At 35.9% G+C, this 12,684-nt stretch carries 18 protein-coding genes; 13 read left to right on the top strand and 5 right to left on the bottom strand.

The features are described from left to right. The first annotated feature begins 17 nt into the window (after window positions 1–17). The 3 genes from pdhC (at window position 18) to ACW0JX_RS19265 (ending at window position 3,185) form a co-directional block, all read left to right on the top strand. Entirely contained in the window at window positions 18–1,307 is a 1,290-nt protein-coding gene (gene pdhC / locus ACW0JX_RS19275) for a pyruvate dehydrogenase complex dihydrolipoyllysine-residue acetyltransferase (RefSeq protein ID WP_000863420.1), read from the top strand. A gap of 5 nt (window positions 1,308–1,312) precedes the next feature. Further along, entirely contained in the window at window positions 1,313–2,725 is a 1,413-nt protein-coding gene (gene lpdA, locus ACW0JX_RS19270) for a dihydrolipoyl dehydrogenase (protein ID WP_000260104.1), read from the top strand. Between the two features lie 232 nt (window positions 2,726–2,957). Beyond that, window positions 2,958–3,185, top strand: coding sequence for a hypothetical protein (locus ACW0JX_RS19265; RefSeq protein WP_000697470.1), 228 nt, complete (start codon window positions 2,958–2,960; stop codon window positions 3,183–3,185). A 1-nt stretch (window position 3,186) separates the two neighbouring features. Here ACW0JX_RS19265 and ACW0JX_RS19260 read toward each other — a convergent pair whose 3' ends face one another. Further along, on the bottom strand, window positions 3,187–3,579 hold the full coding sequence (locus ACW0JX_RS19260; RefSeq protein WP_023522926.1) for a DUF1885 family protein: 393 nt from the start codon (window positions 3,577–3,579) through the stop codon (window positions 3,187–3,189). Between the two features lie 130 nt (window positions 3,580–3,709). Here ACW0JX_RS19260 and ACW0JX_RS19255 point away from each other — a divergent pair, with 130 nt between their 5' ends. The 4 genes from ACW0JX_RS19255 (at window position 3,710) to ACW0JX_RS19240 (ending at window position 4,691) form a co-directional block, all read left to right on the top strand. Beyond that, a complete protein-coding gene (locus ACW0JX_RS19255) occupies window positions 3,710–4,006 on the top strand; it encodes a DUF3055 domain-containing protein (RefSeq protein WP_000462038.1) in 297 nt (98 codons plus the stop codon). A gap of 195 nt (window positions 4,007–4,201) precedes the next feature. Further along, a complete protein-coding gene (locus ACW0JX_RS19250) occupies window positions 4,202–4,330 on the top strand; it encodes a GapA-binding peptide SR1P (protein WP_000536778.1) in 129 nt (42 codons plus the stop codon). Between the two features lie 59 nt (window positions 4,331–4,389). Next, complete coding sequence (locus ACW0JX_RS19245; protein WP_000536803.1) at window positions 4,390–4,518, top strand: GapA-binding peptide SR1P; 129 nt, start codon at window positions 4,390–4,392, stop codon at window positions 4,516–4,518. 44 nt (window positions 4,519–4,562) lie between these two features. Continuing rightward, on the top strand, window positions 4,563–4,691 hold the full coding sequence (locus ACW0JX_RS19240; RefSeq protein WP_000536796.1) for a GapA-binding peptide SR1P: 129 nt from the start codon (window positions 4,563–4,565) through the stop codon (window positions 4,689–4,691). 36 nt (window positions 4,692–4,727) lie between these two features. Here the strand turns inward: ACW0JX_RS19240 and ACW0JX_RS19235 are convergent, their stop codons facing one another. After that, window positions 4,728–5,558, bottom strand: a complete 831-nt coding sequence (locus ACW0JX_RS19235; RefSeq protein WP_000635337.1) for a protein-glutamine gamma-glutamyltransferase — start codon at window positions 5,556–5,558, stop codon at window positions 4,728–4,730. Between the two features lie 75 nt (window positions 5,559–5,633). Beyond that, window positions 5,634–7,106 (bottom strand): arginine decarboxylase, encoded by a 1,473-nt coding sequence (gene speA / locus ACW0JX_RS19230; protein WP_000084899.1) that lies wholly within the window; start codon window positions 7,104–7,106, stop codon window positions 5,634–5,636. A gap of 364 nt (window positions 7,107–7,470) precedes the next feature. Between speA and ACW0JX_RS19225 the strand changes: the two genes are divergently transcribed. After that, complete coding sequence (locus tag ACW0JX_RS19225; protein WP_000456546.1) at window positions 7,471–7,740, top strand: UPF0223 family protein; 270 nt, start codon at window positions 7,471–7,473, stop codon at window positions 7,738–7,740. Between the two features lie 81 nt (window positions 7,741–7,821). On the opposite strand, the gene ACW0JX_RS19220 is transcribed toward ACW0JX_RS19225, so the two are convergent. After that, window positions 7,822–8,448 carry a YktB family protein gene (locus tag ACW0JX_RS19220; RefSeq protein ID WP_000155318.1) on the bottom strand — a complete coding sequence of 209 codons (627 nt, stop codon included), beginning with the start codon at window positions 8,446–8,448 and terminating at the stop codon, window positions 7,822–7,824. 206 nt (window positions 8,449–8,654) lie between these two features. On the opposite strand from ACW0JX_RS19220, the gene ACW0JX_RS19215 reads away from it, so the two are divergent. Together ACW0JX_RS19215 and ACW0JX_RS19210 are read left to right on the top strand one after the other, a co-directional pair. Further along, window positions 8,655–8,843: a hypothetical protein gene (locus tag ACW0JX_RS19215; RefSeq protein ID WP_001250164.1), complete on the top strand. Its 189-nt coding sequence runs from the start codon at window positions 8,655–8,657 to the stop codon at window positions 8,841–8,843. An 88-nt stretch (window positions 8,844–8,931) separates the two neighbouring features. Continuing rightward, window positions 8,932–9,735: an inositol monophosphatase family protein gene (locus tag ACW0JX_RS19210; protein ID WP_098835933.1), complete on the top strand. Its 804-nt coding sequence runs from the start codon at window positions 8,932–8,934 to the stop codon at window positions 9,733–9,735. 32 nt (window positions 9,736–9,767) lie between these two features. Here ACW0JX_RS19210 and ACW0JX_RS19205 read toward each other — a convergent pair whose 3' ends face one another. Then, window positions 9,768–9,947 (bottom strand): DUF5325 family protein, encoded by a 180-nt coding sequence (locus ACW0JX_RS19205; RefSeq protein WP_000400123.1) that lies wholly within the window; start codon window positions 9,945–9,947, stop codon window positions 9,768–9,770. Between the two features lie 140 nt (window positions 9,948–10,087). Here ACW0JX_RS19205 and typA point away from each other — a divergent pair, with 140 nt between their 5' ends. From typA to ACW0JX_RS19190, 3 genes are all read left to right on the top strand, one after another. Continuing rightward, window positions 10,088–11,932, top strand: a complete 1,845-nt coding sequence (typA, locus tag ACW0JX_RS19200) for a translational GTPase TypA (protein WP_000914752.1) — start codon at window positions 10,088–10,090, stop codon at window positions 11,930–11,932. 155 nt (window positions 11,933–12,087) lie between these two features. Then, window positions 12,088–12,390, top strand: a complete 303-nt coding sequence (locus ACW0JX_RS19195; protein ID WP_000893662.1) for a YlaH-like family protein — start codon at window positions 12,088–12,090, stop codon at window positions 12,388–12,390. A 14-nt stretch (window positions 12,391–12,404) separates the two neighbouring features. Further along, a complete protein-coding gene (locus ACW0JX_RS19190; protein ID WP_001258136.1) occupies window positions 12,405–12,680 on the top strand; it encodes a hypothetical protein in 276 nt (91 codons plus the stop codon). The last annotated feature ends 4 nt before the right edge of the window (window positions 12,681–12,684 follow it).

Raw genomic sequence — 12,684 nt, 5'->3', positions numbered from 1 at the left:
TCAGGGGGCTGAATTCCGTGGCATTTGAATTTAAACTACCAGATATCGGTGAAGGTATCCACGAAGGTGAAATCGTAAAATGGTTTATTAAACCAGGCGATGAAGTAAATGAAGACGATGTACTTCTTGAAGTGCAAAATGATAAAGCAGTAGTAGAAATCCCTTCTCCTGTTAAAGGTAAAGTACTTGAAGTACTTGTAGAAGAAGGAACAGTTGCAATCGTAGGAGATACATTAATTAAATTTGATGCTCCTGGATACGAAAACCTTAAATTTAAAGGTGACGATCATGATGAAGCTCCAAAAGCTGAAGAAGCAGCAGTAGAAGCTCCGGCAGCGGAAGCTACTCCAGCAGCAACTGCAGAAGTAGTAAATGAGCGCGTAATCGCTATGCCATCTGTTCGTAAATACGCTCGTGAAAAAGGTGTAGACATTCATAAAGTAGCTGGTACTGGTAAGAACGGCCGTATCGTAAAAGCTGACATCGATGCATTTGCAAATGGTGGACAAACTGTAGCAGCAACTGAGGCTCCAGCAGCAGTAGAAGCTACTCCAGCAGCAGCGAAAGAAGAAGCACCAAAAGCACAACCAATTCCAGCTGGTGAATATCCAGAAACTCGTGAGAAAATGAGTGGTATCCGTAAAGCGATTGCGAAAGCAATGGTTAACTCTAAGCATACAGCTCCTCACGTAACATTAATGGATGAAGTTGATGTAACTGAGCTTGTTGCTCACCGTAAGAAGTTCAAAGCAGTAGCAGCTGACAAAGGTATTAAATTAACTTACCTTCCATACGTTGTTAAAGCTTTAACATCTGCATTACGTGAATACCCAATGTTAAACACTTCTTTAGACGATGCATCTCAAGAAGTAGTTCATAAACATTACTTCAACATCGGTATCGCAGCTGATACAGACAAAGGTCTATTAGTACCAGTTGTTAAAGATACAGATCGTAAGTCTATCTTCACTATTTCTAACGAGATCAATGATCTTGCTGGTAAAGCACGTGAAGGTCGTCTAGCTCCAACTGAAATGAAAGGTGCTTCTTGCACAATTACAAACATTGGTTCTGCAGGTGGACAATGGTTCACTCCAGTTATCAATCACCCAGAAGTAGCAATCCTTGGTATCGGCCGTATCGCTGAAAAACCAGTTGTGAAAAATGGTGAGATCGTTGCAGCTCCAGTATTAGCATTATCTCTAAGCTTTGACCATCGTTTAATTGACGGCGCAACTGCTCAAAAAGCGTTAAACCAAATTAAACGTCTATTGAATGACCCACAATTATTAGTAATGGAGGCGTAATAACAATGGTAGTAGGAGATTTCCCAATTGAATTAGATACAGTCGTTGTTGGTGCAGGTCCTGGTGGATACGTTGCGGCAATTCGTGCAGCACAATTAGGTCAAAAGGTAGCAATCATTGAAAAAGCTAACCTTGGTGGCGTATGCTTAAACGTTGGATGTATTCCTTCAAAAGCGTTAATCAATGCAGGTCATCGTTATGAGAATGCAATGCATTCTGATGACATGGGTATCACTGCAGAGAACGTAAAAGTTGACTTTACAAAAGTTCAAGAATGGAAAAACGGCGTAGTTAAGAAATTAACTGGCGGTGTTGAAGGCCTTCTTAAAGGTAACAAAGTTGAAATCATTCGCGGTGAAGCTTACTTCGTAGATGCTAATACATTACGCGTTATGACTGAAGATGCAGCTCAAACTTATACGTTTAAAAATGCTGTTCTTGCAACTGGTTCTACACCAATCGAAATTCCAGGATTCAAATACTCTAAACGTGTTATCAACTCTACAGGTGCTTTAAGCTTACCTGAAATTCCTAAAAAACTTGTTGTAATCGGCGGCGGTTACATCGGTATGGAATTAGGTACTGCATATGCTAACTTCGGTACAGAAGTTACTGTAGTAGAAGCTGGCGACGAAATCTTAGCTGGTTTCGAAAAAGCTATGAGCTCTGTTGTTAAACGTGCTCTACAGAAAAAAGGTAACGTAAATATCCATACAAAAGCTATGGCTAAAGGCGTTGAAGAAACAGAAACTGGCGTAAAAGTTAGCTTTGAAGTTAAAGGTGAAATCCAAACTGTAGAAGCAGATTACGTATTAGTAACTGTAGGTCGTCGTCCAAACACTCAAGAAATCGGTCTTGAGCAAGTTGGAGTTAAAATGACTGACCGCGGCATCATCGAAATCGATGAGCAATGTCGTACAAATGTACCAAACATCTATGCAATCGGTGATATCGTTCCTGGACCACCATTAGCTCACAAAGCTTCTTACGAAGGTAAAGTAGCTGTAGAAGCAATTAGTGGCCATGCATCAGCTATCGATTACATCGGAATTCCTGCAGTATGCTTCACTGATCCAGAATTAGCATCTGTTGGTTACACTAAAAAACAAGCTGAAGAAGCTGGAATGACTGTAACTGTATCTAAGTTCCCATTCGCTGCTAACGGTCGTGCATTATCATTAAACAGCACTGACGGTTTCCTACAACTTGTAACACGTAAAGAAGATGGTCTTCTTGTAGGTGCTCAAGTTGCAGGTGCAGGTGCTTCTGATATTATCTCTGAGATTGGTTTAGCTATCGAAGCTGGAATGACAGCTGAAGATATCGCTCAAACAATCCATGCTCACCCAACATTAGGTGAAATCACAATGGAAGCAGCTGAAGTTGCTCTTGGAATGCCAATTCACATTGTAAAATAATTTAAGTAATGTAAATAGCCCCTCTCTTATTGTAAGAGAGGGGCTATTTTTATTTTCATCAAATGACTTGCAAGGTCTTTAAACGTACTTGTCGAATGAATATATAATACTTTAACAAATGATTTAGGCGTAACTTACTTCAAAGGTAATATATATCATCCTATAATATGTAATTGATTCAAACTTAACCCCATATATTAATAAAATAGAGCATGTCAAAGGAGAAGGTTCCATGAAAATATTACATGTTATATTTTATCATTTACTACTATGGAGTGGCTTTTCCACTGTATTAACATTATCGAATGGTGATAAGTTTCATTATAAAGTTATTCTTTTTTTCGTATTCCTGTATTTAGCCTATGTAATAGCGTATTTTGTATTACACGTAAGAAAGCAAGCGTTATTTCTTACATGTTCGAATTGTATACTATTTTTAATCGTATTATTTATTTTTTAAATTAACGTTTATAAAAATACATTGTTCTTCCATTAAATAATTGTAACTCTCCTTCTAATTTCTTCGCTAAAAAACGGCAAAATTCATTTGCTTTCCCTTTGTCACCATATGTTGCATTAGGTGGTAAAGAAACTTGGATGAAAAATTGTTCATTTTCTATACCAACACCAATATAAATTGAGTCATACCGGTCGTGATTGGATTGAAGTTTTAATGTTGTTGTAGATGTATCTAAAATTTCATAAGGAAAAGCGGTATTTGTATACGTGTAATTAATTTGGGCACCAGTTTTAGAAGTAACTGTTTTATAATAATGAAAAAGTTGTTTTATATCATCTATTGAAACAGATTGTTGTTTGGATTTTGGTACAAGCGTAATAAAGGCGTGTTGCATATAAGTTCCCCCTAACTTAGTAGAATACTATCATTCTACATCCTACTGAATTTTTTGACAATTAAAAGGAGTATTACATGTTTTGTTTAATATACTATTAATGAAACGTGATGTAGAAAGGTGGAAACCAATGTTTGAAAAATTGTATGATGAGCATGAAAGTGTGAAGGTACGATTTTTAGGGTTTATGACACATGATACACGTTATGATTTTGGTGTTATTTATACAAATATGTTTTTTGGAAAACCGCTCATTGTTTGTATGCAAACAGGAAGGTCTACTTTACTCGGAAGAGATGATGTAGAGAATGTTCAATATATACAGGAGATTTTTAAATTAGGATCAGAAGAGGAAGCGAAGGAGTTAGCTCAGTTTTTCAAATTTCTAGTTCCGTCAACTTCTTTACATGCGGAATATGAAGAATAATTAATGTGAAACAGTCGTACTTATAAATATGGCTGTTTTTTACTTTAATATCGCATACTAATTAAAATTTAAAATATTTAATGTGTTATACTAAAAACCTATTGACGTAAAAAGTATAACATATTAAAATAAAGACAGAAAGTTAAGCGGTTACAAAAAAGTTTTTGGGATTATAAACTTAGGGGGAAATGAAAAATGGGAACAATCGTATGTCAAGATTGTGAAGGTACAATTGCACACTTCGAAGATGAGAAAGTAACGGTACTTTACGGGAAATGTGGATCTTGCGGATGTGATCACACAGAGCATACAAAAGCCCAATAATTGATAGGAAATGGACAGCTAAAAGTTTTTAGGACCATAAACTTAGGGGGAAATGAAAAATGGGAACAATCGTATGCCAAGTATGTGAAGGAACAATCGGACATTTTGAAGATGAGAAAACGACAGTACTTTACGGAAAATGTGGAACAAATTGTGACTGTGCTAGAAAAGATAATGCGAAAGCTTAATGATAGATAAATAGATTACTATTAAAACTCAGGGGGAAATGAAAATGGGAACAATCGTATGCCAAGTATGTGAAGGAACAATTGGACATTTTGAAGATGAAAAATCAACAGTACTATACGGGAAATGTGGATCTCATTGCGAATGTGACCATAAAGAACATACAAAAGCTTAATAATAAGAAAAAGCGCCTACATGTGTAGGCGCTTTTTTAATAAATTGTAGTTGTATGGCCAACTGTTGCAACGATTGCATCATCTCTAATTGGAATAAAGCTTATGGATGTCTGTGGTGTACTAGAAGAAGCGTATTGGCTCATTATACGGCTATCTATACGGGTAATAGTATCGGTCAAGAAAGCTGAAATAAAAGCGTAAGGGACTCGTCGTTCATTTAATGAATAAATAATTTCTTCTTTTGTTTTTACACCTACGCCATGTCCGTAAAAAAAGAAATTTCCTAAATAGATTGTGTTTTCTCCTTGCCACTCAATCGTAGCTGGATTCACTTGTGGATTTTTAAAGTAAACGAGGTCACCTGGAACAAGATCGCCACCGTTTTTTGTTATGAGCCTTAGATCTTGATCGTAGTCCCATGTATAAAGTAAAAGGTTTGCAAATAGACGATTGAAAGTTTCTTCCTCATACAATGATAATAAAGCTTTATAAAAAATAATGATCATAGCGGTTGCGCATTCAGTTCCATATAGTTTTCCGTTTTTGAAAATATCTTGTATGGCAATAGAAGGTGGTATGTTTGGAAGAAGCTCGAATCCTCCAAGGGATGTTCTTTTCCAATACTGGGGGTTGCAAAAGGATTGTTGAAATGTGCGAAACTGAAATCCACTTTGAAAAAGTTCTAGTGCAGAGATAATAATATTAACTCGTAAATTGAGATCAAAGCTGAGTTCATCAGCTGTTCGGAAGGAATAAACTTCTTGATTTCCTGCCATTATTGATAAAATTTGTTGTTTCTCTGCTGCAAATGGCTCATATTCATTTGTAATATAAGGATGTACAATAGAACGGCCTATTACAATCATAATAGTATCCCCACCTATACGTTACATTCTTTAGTATCGTATGAAGAAAAGGAAAAAAGGTGAAAAAAAAGCCTATCAACTGATAGGCTTGTACTCTTTAATAACACGTAATGTTTGTAATGTCATATCTTCAGGACCTTGTACAGGTAAACCTGCTTCTAAGTTTTTACGAATATACTCTAAGTTTTCTTGTGTAATAATTTCCCCCGGAGTAAAGATTGGAATCCCTGGCGGATAAACCATAACAAAATCAGCTATAATACGACCCGCTGCATTTTCAAATGGAATGACTTCTGTTTCCGAATAAAAAGCATCTCGAGGAGAAAGTGCTAGCACTGGAATTTCTGGAATCTCTACTTGTACTTGAACACCTTTATCTGCCCTATTTCTAAATGTTGCTGCTAAATCTTGTAATGCTGCAATAAGTGTATTTGTATCACTTTCTGTGTCTCCTAAAGTGATAAGACATAGTATGTTGTATAGATCTGAGAGTTCTACTTCAATGTTATATTGCTCTCTAAGCCATACTTCAGCTTGGTGGCCGGTAATACCTAAATCTTTTACAGATACAATTATCTTTGTAGGATCATAGTTAAAGGTAGCATCTGTACCTAACATTTCTTTTCCAGGACAGTAAAGATGCTCAATAGAATTTATAGCATCACGAACATGTTCAGCTAATTGTATTGTTTGTTCTATGAGTGCTGTTCCTTCTGTAGCAAGACGTTTTCTCGCAACATCAAGTGATGCTAACAAGATGTAAGAAGTTGATGTAGTTGTAAGCATGCTAATAATAGATTGGACATGTTTTACATTCACCAAGCCTTCTTTCACATTAAGAATAGAACTTTGAGTTAAAGAGCCTCCTAATTTGTGAACACTTGTTGCTGCCATGTCTGCACCAGCTTGCATCGCTGACATCGGCAATTCATCGTGAAAATGAATATGAACACCATGAGCCTCGTCGACTAGTACAGGGATGTCATAAGAATGTGCTAATTGTACAATCTGTTCTAAGTCTGCAGCAAATCCAAAGTACGTTGGATTAATAACAAGTAAGCCCTTTGCATCTGAGTGCTCTTCAAGTGCTTTTTTGACAGATTGAATTGTGATTCCATGAGAAATACCGAGTTTCGGATCGATTTCAGGATGCATGAAAATCGGTTTTGCACCTGAGAAAATAATAGCTGACATTACTGATTTATGCACGTTTCGTGGTACTAGGATTTTGTCACCAGGACCGCAAACGCTCATCACCATTGTCATAATAGCGCCACTTGTACCTTGAATAGAAAAGAAAGTATGATCTGCACCGAATGCAGCGGCTGCTAAATCCTGTGCTTCTTTAATCATACCTTTTGGATGATGTAAATCATCGAGTGGCGCAATATTAATTAAATCAATTGCTAATGCATTATGCCCAATAAATTCGCGAAATGTAGGATCCATGCCTTGCCCTTTTTTATGACCAGGAATATGGAATTGAATTGGATTTCGCTTACTGTGCTCAACTAAAGCGGTAAACAATGGTGTTTCGTATTGGGACAATCTATACACCCCTTCTTCTTCATAATATTTAATTTGTTTTATATAATCCTGCTCTAAAAAAGGTAAGTCCTTTTTTTAGAATGAGGCTTGTTTTTCTGCCATTCAAAAAATCGGTTTTGAGATGGTAGCTTCACTTTATTTTCTATAAAACAAAAGCATTATATCACCAATAATTATAGATGTATAGAAAAAAATATTTTTAAGGTGAGTATGTTTAATAGTTAGCCTCAACTAATGAATGGAGGAAGACAATTCCATTAAAATGAATAAATAGTGTATAATGCAGAGTGGCTATAATGAAGAATAAAACATTCTCTTTAAGATAGCATAATGAAACAAGAAGAAATGATAAATGAGGTGCGAAATGGAATATCAATATCCGTTAGATTATGATTGGTCAAATGAGGAAATGGTTATAATTGTGAAGTTTTATGAAGCAATTGAGAAAGCTTATGAAAAAGGAATTATAAGAGAAGAATTAATGGGTTTATATCGTCGTTTTAAAGAGATTGTTCCATCGAAAGCAGAAGAAAAGAAAATTGATAAAGAGTTTCAAGAAGTAAGTGGATACTCTATATATCGTGCTATTCAAAGAGCAAAGGAAGTCGAAGAACAAAAGCTTGTAAAAATGTAAAAAATATTTTGAAAAATAAAAACTGAAGTGATATAATGTGATAACAACTAAAAACGGACAATATAAATTGTCCGTTTTCTACTATCGATTACAAAGTGCATATAAAGGAAGGAGTGATTGCATCGTAGATTCAATCTTAGCAAGGAATTGTTCGTTGGTCATTGCTGAAAACTCCTCTGGTGATATATGAATACCAACTAATAATTCTGCTTTTTTTACAGTAGCTAGTCGTTCAATCATCTTTTGTAAGTCTTCGGTTTCAAGTGTTTTATGTAATTTCACACTTGGTTTAGTATGGTCAATGGACCAAACGAAGTCATTTGGAATATTTGTTTTTAAATCATTTAAATGTTCTAAGAAGGCATGAGCCGTCTCAACTTTTTGTGGACACTCATAGATTAAACCAAAGTATATGAAGGCATGAGTACCCCATAAGCCGATTTGGAAATGCGGTAGCATTTTATATCCTCGTTTATTTGTTGAAAAAGCAACCCAAGTATCGTTTGGTGGATTGACTTTGCGACGTGCGTGTTTTGCAACATGATAAAAAAAGTTCTCATCAGTGTGTTGGGATAAGTATTCTGCAAATTGTTCCCCTAAAGCTTCTAGCTTAGGATGAATGTTCGTTTTAATTGCACTCATTCGTTCTTCGAGACCATCAACTGTAAAGACATCAAAATCAGTTGACTTGAATGTTTGTATTGTCATGATTGTTCCTCCAACTCCTATTTTGCTTTTATTTTAGCATAGCTTGTACTATTCATAAAAAAAACAGCACAAAAAAATTTAAATAAAAAAATATAATTTTGTTGCATAGATGATTTATCCAACATAGTATAGTATAAAACAAAAAATCAGAAAATTTAATTAATTCTAGTCCGAGGGCAGACGAATATTGGGAGGAGGCAAATAATATGAGACAGGTGATTAATGCGTTAAAGAGAACAGATGCCGAAAAGAGAATACCGGTGCTACGTTTGGAGCTAGATTATGAATTAGCAACTTTATATGATGCGATGATGGAAGATGATAAACAGAAAAAAGAAGAGTGTGTACAAAAGTTAGAAGTGTTAAGACTTGAAATGATTCGTTTAGAAGCGTAATAATAGTATATGTATAAAAAATTAGTTGGTGCGAACCTTATAAAGGGTTCGTTTTTTCTGTGAACAGTAAAGATCGGAGTGTTTAAACATGCAAGAAGTATGGAAAGACATCGATGCACACGCCAAACGGTGGATTCGGGATGCAGGAGAGCATTTAATGGCATCCATGAAAAAAGCACTTATTATAGAAACAAAATCCAATGCAGCTGACTTAGTTACAAATATGGACCGAGAGATAGAACAGTTTTTAATTGGGAAAATTAAAGAAACATTCCCGAATCATAATATTTTAGGAGAAGAAGGTTATGGAGACGAGATAACGTCTTCTGACGGGGTTGTTTGGTTAATTGATCCAATTGACGGCACGATGAACTTTGTTCATCAAAAAAGAAATTTTGCAATTTCAATTGGGATTTATGAGAACGGTATCGGAAAGATTGGACTTATTTATGATCCAGTACATGATGAACTATATCATGCAGTCAAGGGATCTGGAGCTTTTTGTAATGATATATCAATTCCTCCATTGGAAAAAGGAACTGTAGAGCAAGGTATTGTAGCTTTAAATGCGATATGGCTTACAGATAATCCATTGCTTAATATGGAAAGTATGATGGCACTTGTTAAGAAAGCAAGGGGCACGAGATCGTATGGCTGTGCAGCGTTAGAGATGGTGTACGTTGCAACAGGAAGAATAGATGCATATGTAACGCCGAGATTATCACCATGGGATTTTGGCGGAGGACAGATAATTGTAGAAGAAGTTGGAGGGAAGGTAACGACATTCTCTGGAGCGTCACTTTCTATCATAGAGAAGAGCAGTGTGCTAGTTGCAAAACCAGGAGTGTATGAAGAAGTGTTATCTTTTATATCAGAGCCACAAAAAAAGTAAGAGGCTATGTATAAGCTTCTTACTTTTTAGCGTTATTGTGATTTGCGCATTTTTCTTTTTGTTACAAAACCGTATCCAACTGCAACAAATGTACCGATAATGCAAATAATAATACCGATTGGACTATTTTCAGCAATCATAATGCCGATACCGATTAAGAAAATAACACCGATAATTGCGGTTAATAAAAAGCGATATTGAATGTGTTCCATTTCTTCACCCTCCAATCTCATTTTACTTTCACAAAAGTAAGAATACAACTATATTTTCATTCTTGCTTTTATTTTAATTGCTATTGTATCCCCTTCGCTCTTATAATAGAGAAGGATTAAAAAGACATTAGGAGTTGGACATGTTGAAAAAACGACAAGATTTACGTAATATAGCAATTATTGCCCACGTTGACCATGGTAAAACAACACTTGTTGACCAGTTATTACGTCAAGCGGGGACATTCCGTGCGAATGAACATATTGAAGAACGCGCAATGGATTCAAATGATCTAGAAAGAGAACGCGGTATTACAATTTTAGCGAAGAATACAGCGATTCACTATGAAGATAAAAGAATTAACATTTTAGATACACCAGGTCACGCTGACTTCGGTGGAGAAGTAGAACGTATCATGAAAATGGTTGATGGTGTTCTACTTGTTGTTGATGCATATGAAGGTTGTATGCCACAAACACGATTTGTTTTAAAGAAAGCTCTTGAGCAAAACTTAACTCCAATCGTTGTAGTAAACAAAATTGACCGTGACTTCGCTCGCCCTGATGAAGTAGTTGATGAAGTAGTTGACTTATTCATCGAACTTGGTGCAAACGAAGATCAATTAGAGTTCCCAGTTGTATTTGCATCAGCAATGAACGGAACAGCAAGCTTGGATTCAAATCCGGCAAATCAAGAAGAGAATATGAAATCATTATTCGATACAATTATCGAACATATTCCAGCACCAGTTGATAACAGCGAAGAGCCACTTCAATTCCAAGTAGCACTTCTTGATTACAACGACTACGTTGGACGTATTGGAGTTGGACGCGTATTCCGCGGTACAATGAAGGTTGGACAACAAGTTGCTTTAATGAAAGTTGACGGAAGTGTAAAACAATTCCGCGTAACGAAATTATTCGGTTACATTGGATTAAAACGTCAAGAAATTGAAGAAGCAAAAGCTGGAGATTTAGTAGCTGTTTCAGGTATGGAAGACATCAACGTAGGTGAAACGGTATGTCCGGTTGAGCATGAAGAGGCTTTACCATTATTACGTATTGATGAGCCAACGCTACAAATGACATTCCTTGTAAATAACAGCCCATTTGCAGGTCGTGAAGGTAAATTTATTACATCTCGTAAAATTGAAGAGCGTCTTCGTTCACAATTAGAAACAGATGTAAGTTTACGTGTAGATAATACAGATTCTCCTGATGCATGGATCGTATCTGGACGCGGGGAATTGCATTTATCTATCTTAATTGAAAACATGCGTCGTGAAGGTTATGAACTACAAGTATCTAAGCCTGAAGTAATTATTAAAGATATCGATGGCGTAAGATGTGAACCTGTAGAGCGCGTACAAATCGATGTTCCTGAAGAATACACTGGTTCTATTATGGAATCAATGGGTGCACGTAAAGGTGAAATGTTAGATATGGTGAATAACGGAAACGGTCAAGTTCGCCTTACTTTCATGGTTCCGGCACGTGGTTTAATTGGTTACACAACAGAATTCCTAACATTAACTCGTGGTTACGGTATTTTAAACCATACATTCGATTGCTACCAACCAGTACATGCTGGACAAGTGGGTGGACGTCGCCAAGGTGTTCTAGTTTCACTTGAAACAGGAAAAGCATCACAATACGGCATTATGCAAGTTGAAGACCGTGGTGTAATCTTCGTTGAACCAGGTACAGAAGTATATGCTGGTATGATCGTAGGAGAACATACTCGTGAGAACGACTTAACAGTTAACGTTGTGAAAATGAAACAACAAACTAACATTCGTTCTGCAACGAAAGATCAAACTTCAACAATGAAAAAACCACGCTTAATGACTCTAGAAGAGTCATTAGAGTACTTAAACGATGACGAGTTCTGTGAAGTAACTCCAGAATCAATTCGTTTACGTAAAAAGATTCTTGATAAGAGCGAACGTGAAAGAGCTGCTAAGAAAAAGAAATCTGTAGAAGCATAAAAAATAAAACAGCTACCTTTAAGGTAGCTGTTTTATTTTTTATGTTTATTTTTTAGAATATTTACTCTTTTTAGTGGACAGTATTTTTTTCGCAGGTTACTCTTGTATTAAGTACATAAAGAAATTTTGTTTTTTATGAGAAGGGGGGATAAATAGTGTTAGAAAGAATGTCTTTTTTTGCGAAATTATGTAAAGTTGATGAAAATCCAGAGTTAGGAATGTGGTTACTTTATGGGACGATTATTATATTAAGTGCTCTCGTCTATAATTTAGGATTTGCTAGAAAGTTGTCTGTACTAAAAAATATAGTAATATACATATCATTAGCAATTGGATGTACAGTATTAACCTTTTTTGCTGTATTTTTACCTGTTGGAGAAGGGCTTGTTGTAGCGGCAATTGTACTTGGAATTTATAGATTGCGTTTGCGTCAAGCGAAACAACAAAAAGCAGGGTGAGGGGGCGAAGTTTTATGCGTTCAGTACAAGATGCACTATATAATTGGTTAACAATTAAAACAGTTGCGGAAGCACGTCCGGATGATAGTGCTGCAAAAGAAACGTATTTGTTATTTCAAAATATGATATATGAAGAACATAAATTAAAAGATGTGGAAGTTAAAAAGAACGAGGAAATGTATTTAATTACATATGAAATGAATGGGGAAAGGAAATCTGCAAGGTTTCCGCTAGAAGCCATTGATTGTTTCTTGGATCAGATGAACCGCGAGCCAGAAAAATATAAATAAGTCC

Source organism: Bacillus sp. C-3-6, from assembly GCF_054509685.1.
Note: the sequence above shows the minus strand (reverse complement) of the source record. Positions and strands in the feature narration are given on the sequence as shown.

Bases quoted from the DNA above. Each gene is read 5' to 3' on its own strand.
- lpdA (WP_000260104.1), top strand. From the start codon at position 1,313: ATGGTAGTAGGAGATTTCCCAATTGAATTAGATACAGTCGTTGTTGGT.
- ACW0JX_RS19265 (WP_000697470.1), top strand. From the start codon at position 2,958: ATGAAAATATTACATGTTATATTTTATCATTTACTACTATGGAGTGGC.
- ACW0JX_RS19260 (WP_023522926.1), bottom strand. From the start codon at position 3,579: ATGCAACACGCCTTTATTACGCTTGTACCAAAATCCAAACAACAATCT.
- ACW0JX_RS19255 (WP_000462038.1), top strand. From the start codon at position 3,710: ATGTTTGAAAAATTGTATGATGAGCATGAAAGTGTGAAGGTACGATTT.
- ACW0JX_RS19250 (WP_000536778.1), top strand. From the start codon at position 4,202: ATGGGAACAATCGTATGTCAAGATTGTGAAGGTACAATTGCACACTTC.
- ACW0JX_RS19245 (WP_000536803.1), top strand. From the start codon at position 4,390: ATGGGAACAATCGTATGCCAAGTATGTGAAGGAACAATCGGACATTTT.
- ACW0JX_RS19240 (WP_000536796.1), top strand. From the start codon at position 4,563: ATGGGAACAATCGTATGCCAAGTATGTGAAGGAACAATTGGACATTTT.
- ACW0JX_RS19235 (WP_000635337.1), bottom strand. From the start codon at position 5,558: ATGATTGTAATAGGCCGTTCTATTGTACATCCTTATATTACAAATGAA.
- ACW0JX_RS19225 (WP_000456546.1), top strand. From the start codon at position 7,471: ATGGAATATCAATATCCGTTAGATTATGATTGGTCAAATGAGGAAATG.
- ACW0JX_RS19220 (WP_000155318.1), bottom strand. From the start codon at position 8,448: ATGACAATACAAACATTCAAGTCAACTGATTTTGATGTCTTTACAGTT.
- ACW0JX_RS19215 (WP_001250164.1), top strand. From the start codon at position 8,655: ATGAGACAGGTGATTAATGCGTTAAAGAGAACAGATGCCGAAAAGAGA.
- ACW0JX_RS19210 (WP_098835933.1), top strand. From the start codon at position 8,932: ATGCAAGAAGTATGGAAAGACATCGATGCACACGCCAAACGGTGGATT.
- ACW0JX_RS19205 (WP_000400123.1), bottom strand. From the start codon at position 9,947: ATGGAACACATTCAATATCGCTTTTTATTAACCGCAATTATCGGTGTT.
- typA (WP_000914752.1), top strand. From the start codon at position 10,088: ATGTTGAAAAAACGACAAGATTTACGTAATATAGCAATTATTGCCCAC.
- ACW0JX_RS19190 (WP_001258136.1), top strand. From the start codon at position 12,405: ATGCGTTCAGTACAAGATGCACTATATAATTGGTTAACAATTAAAACA.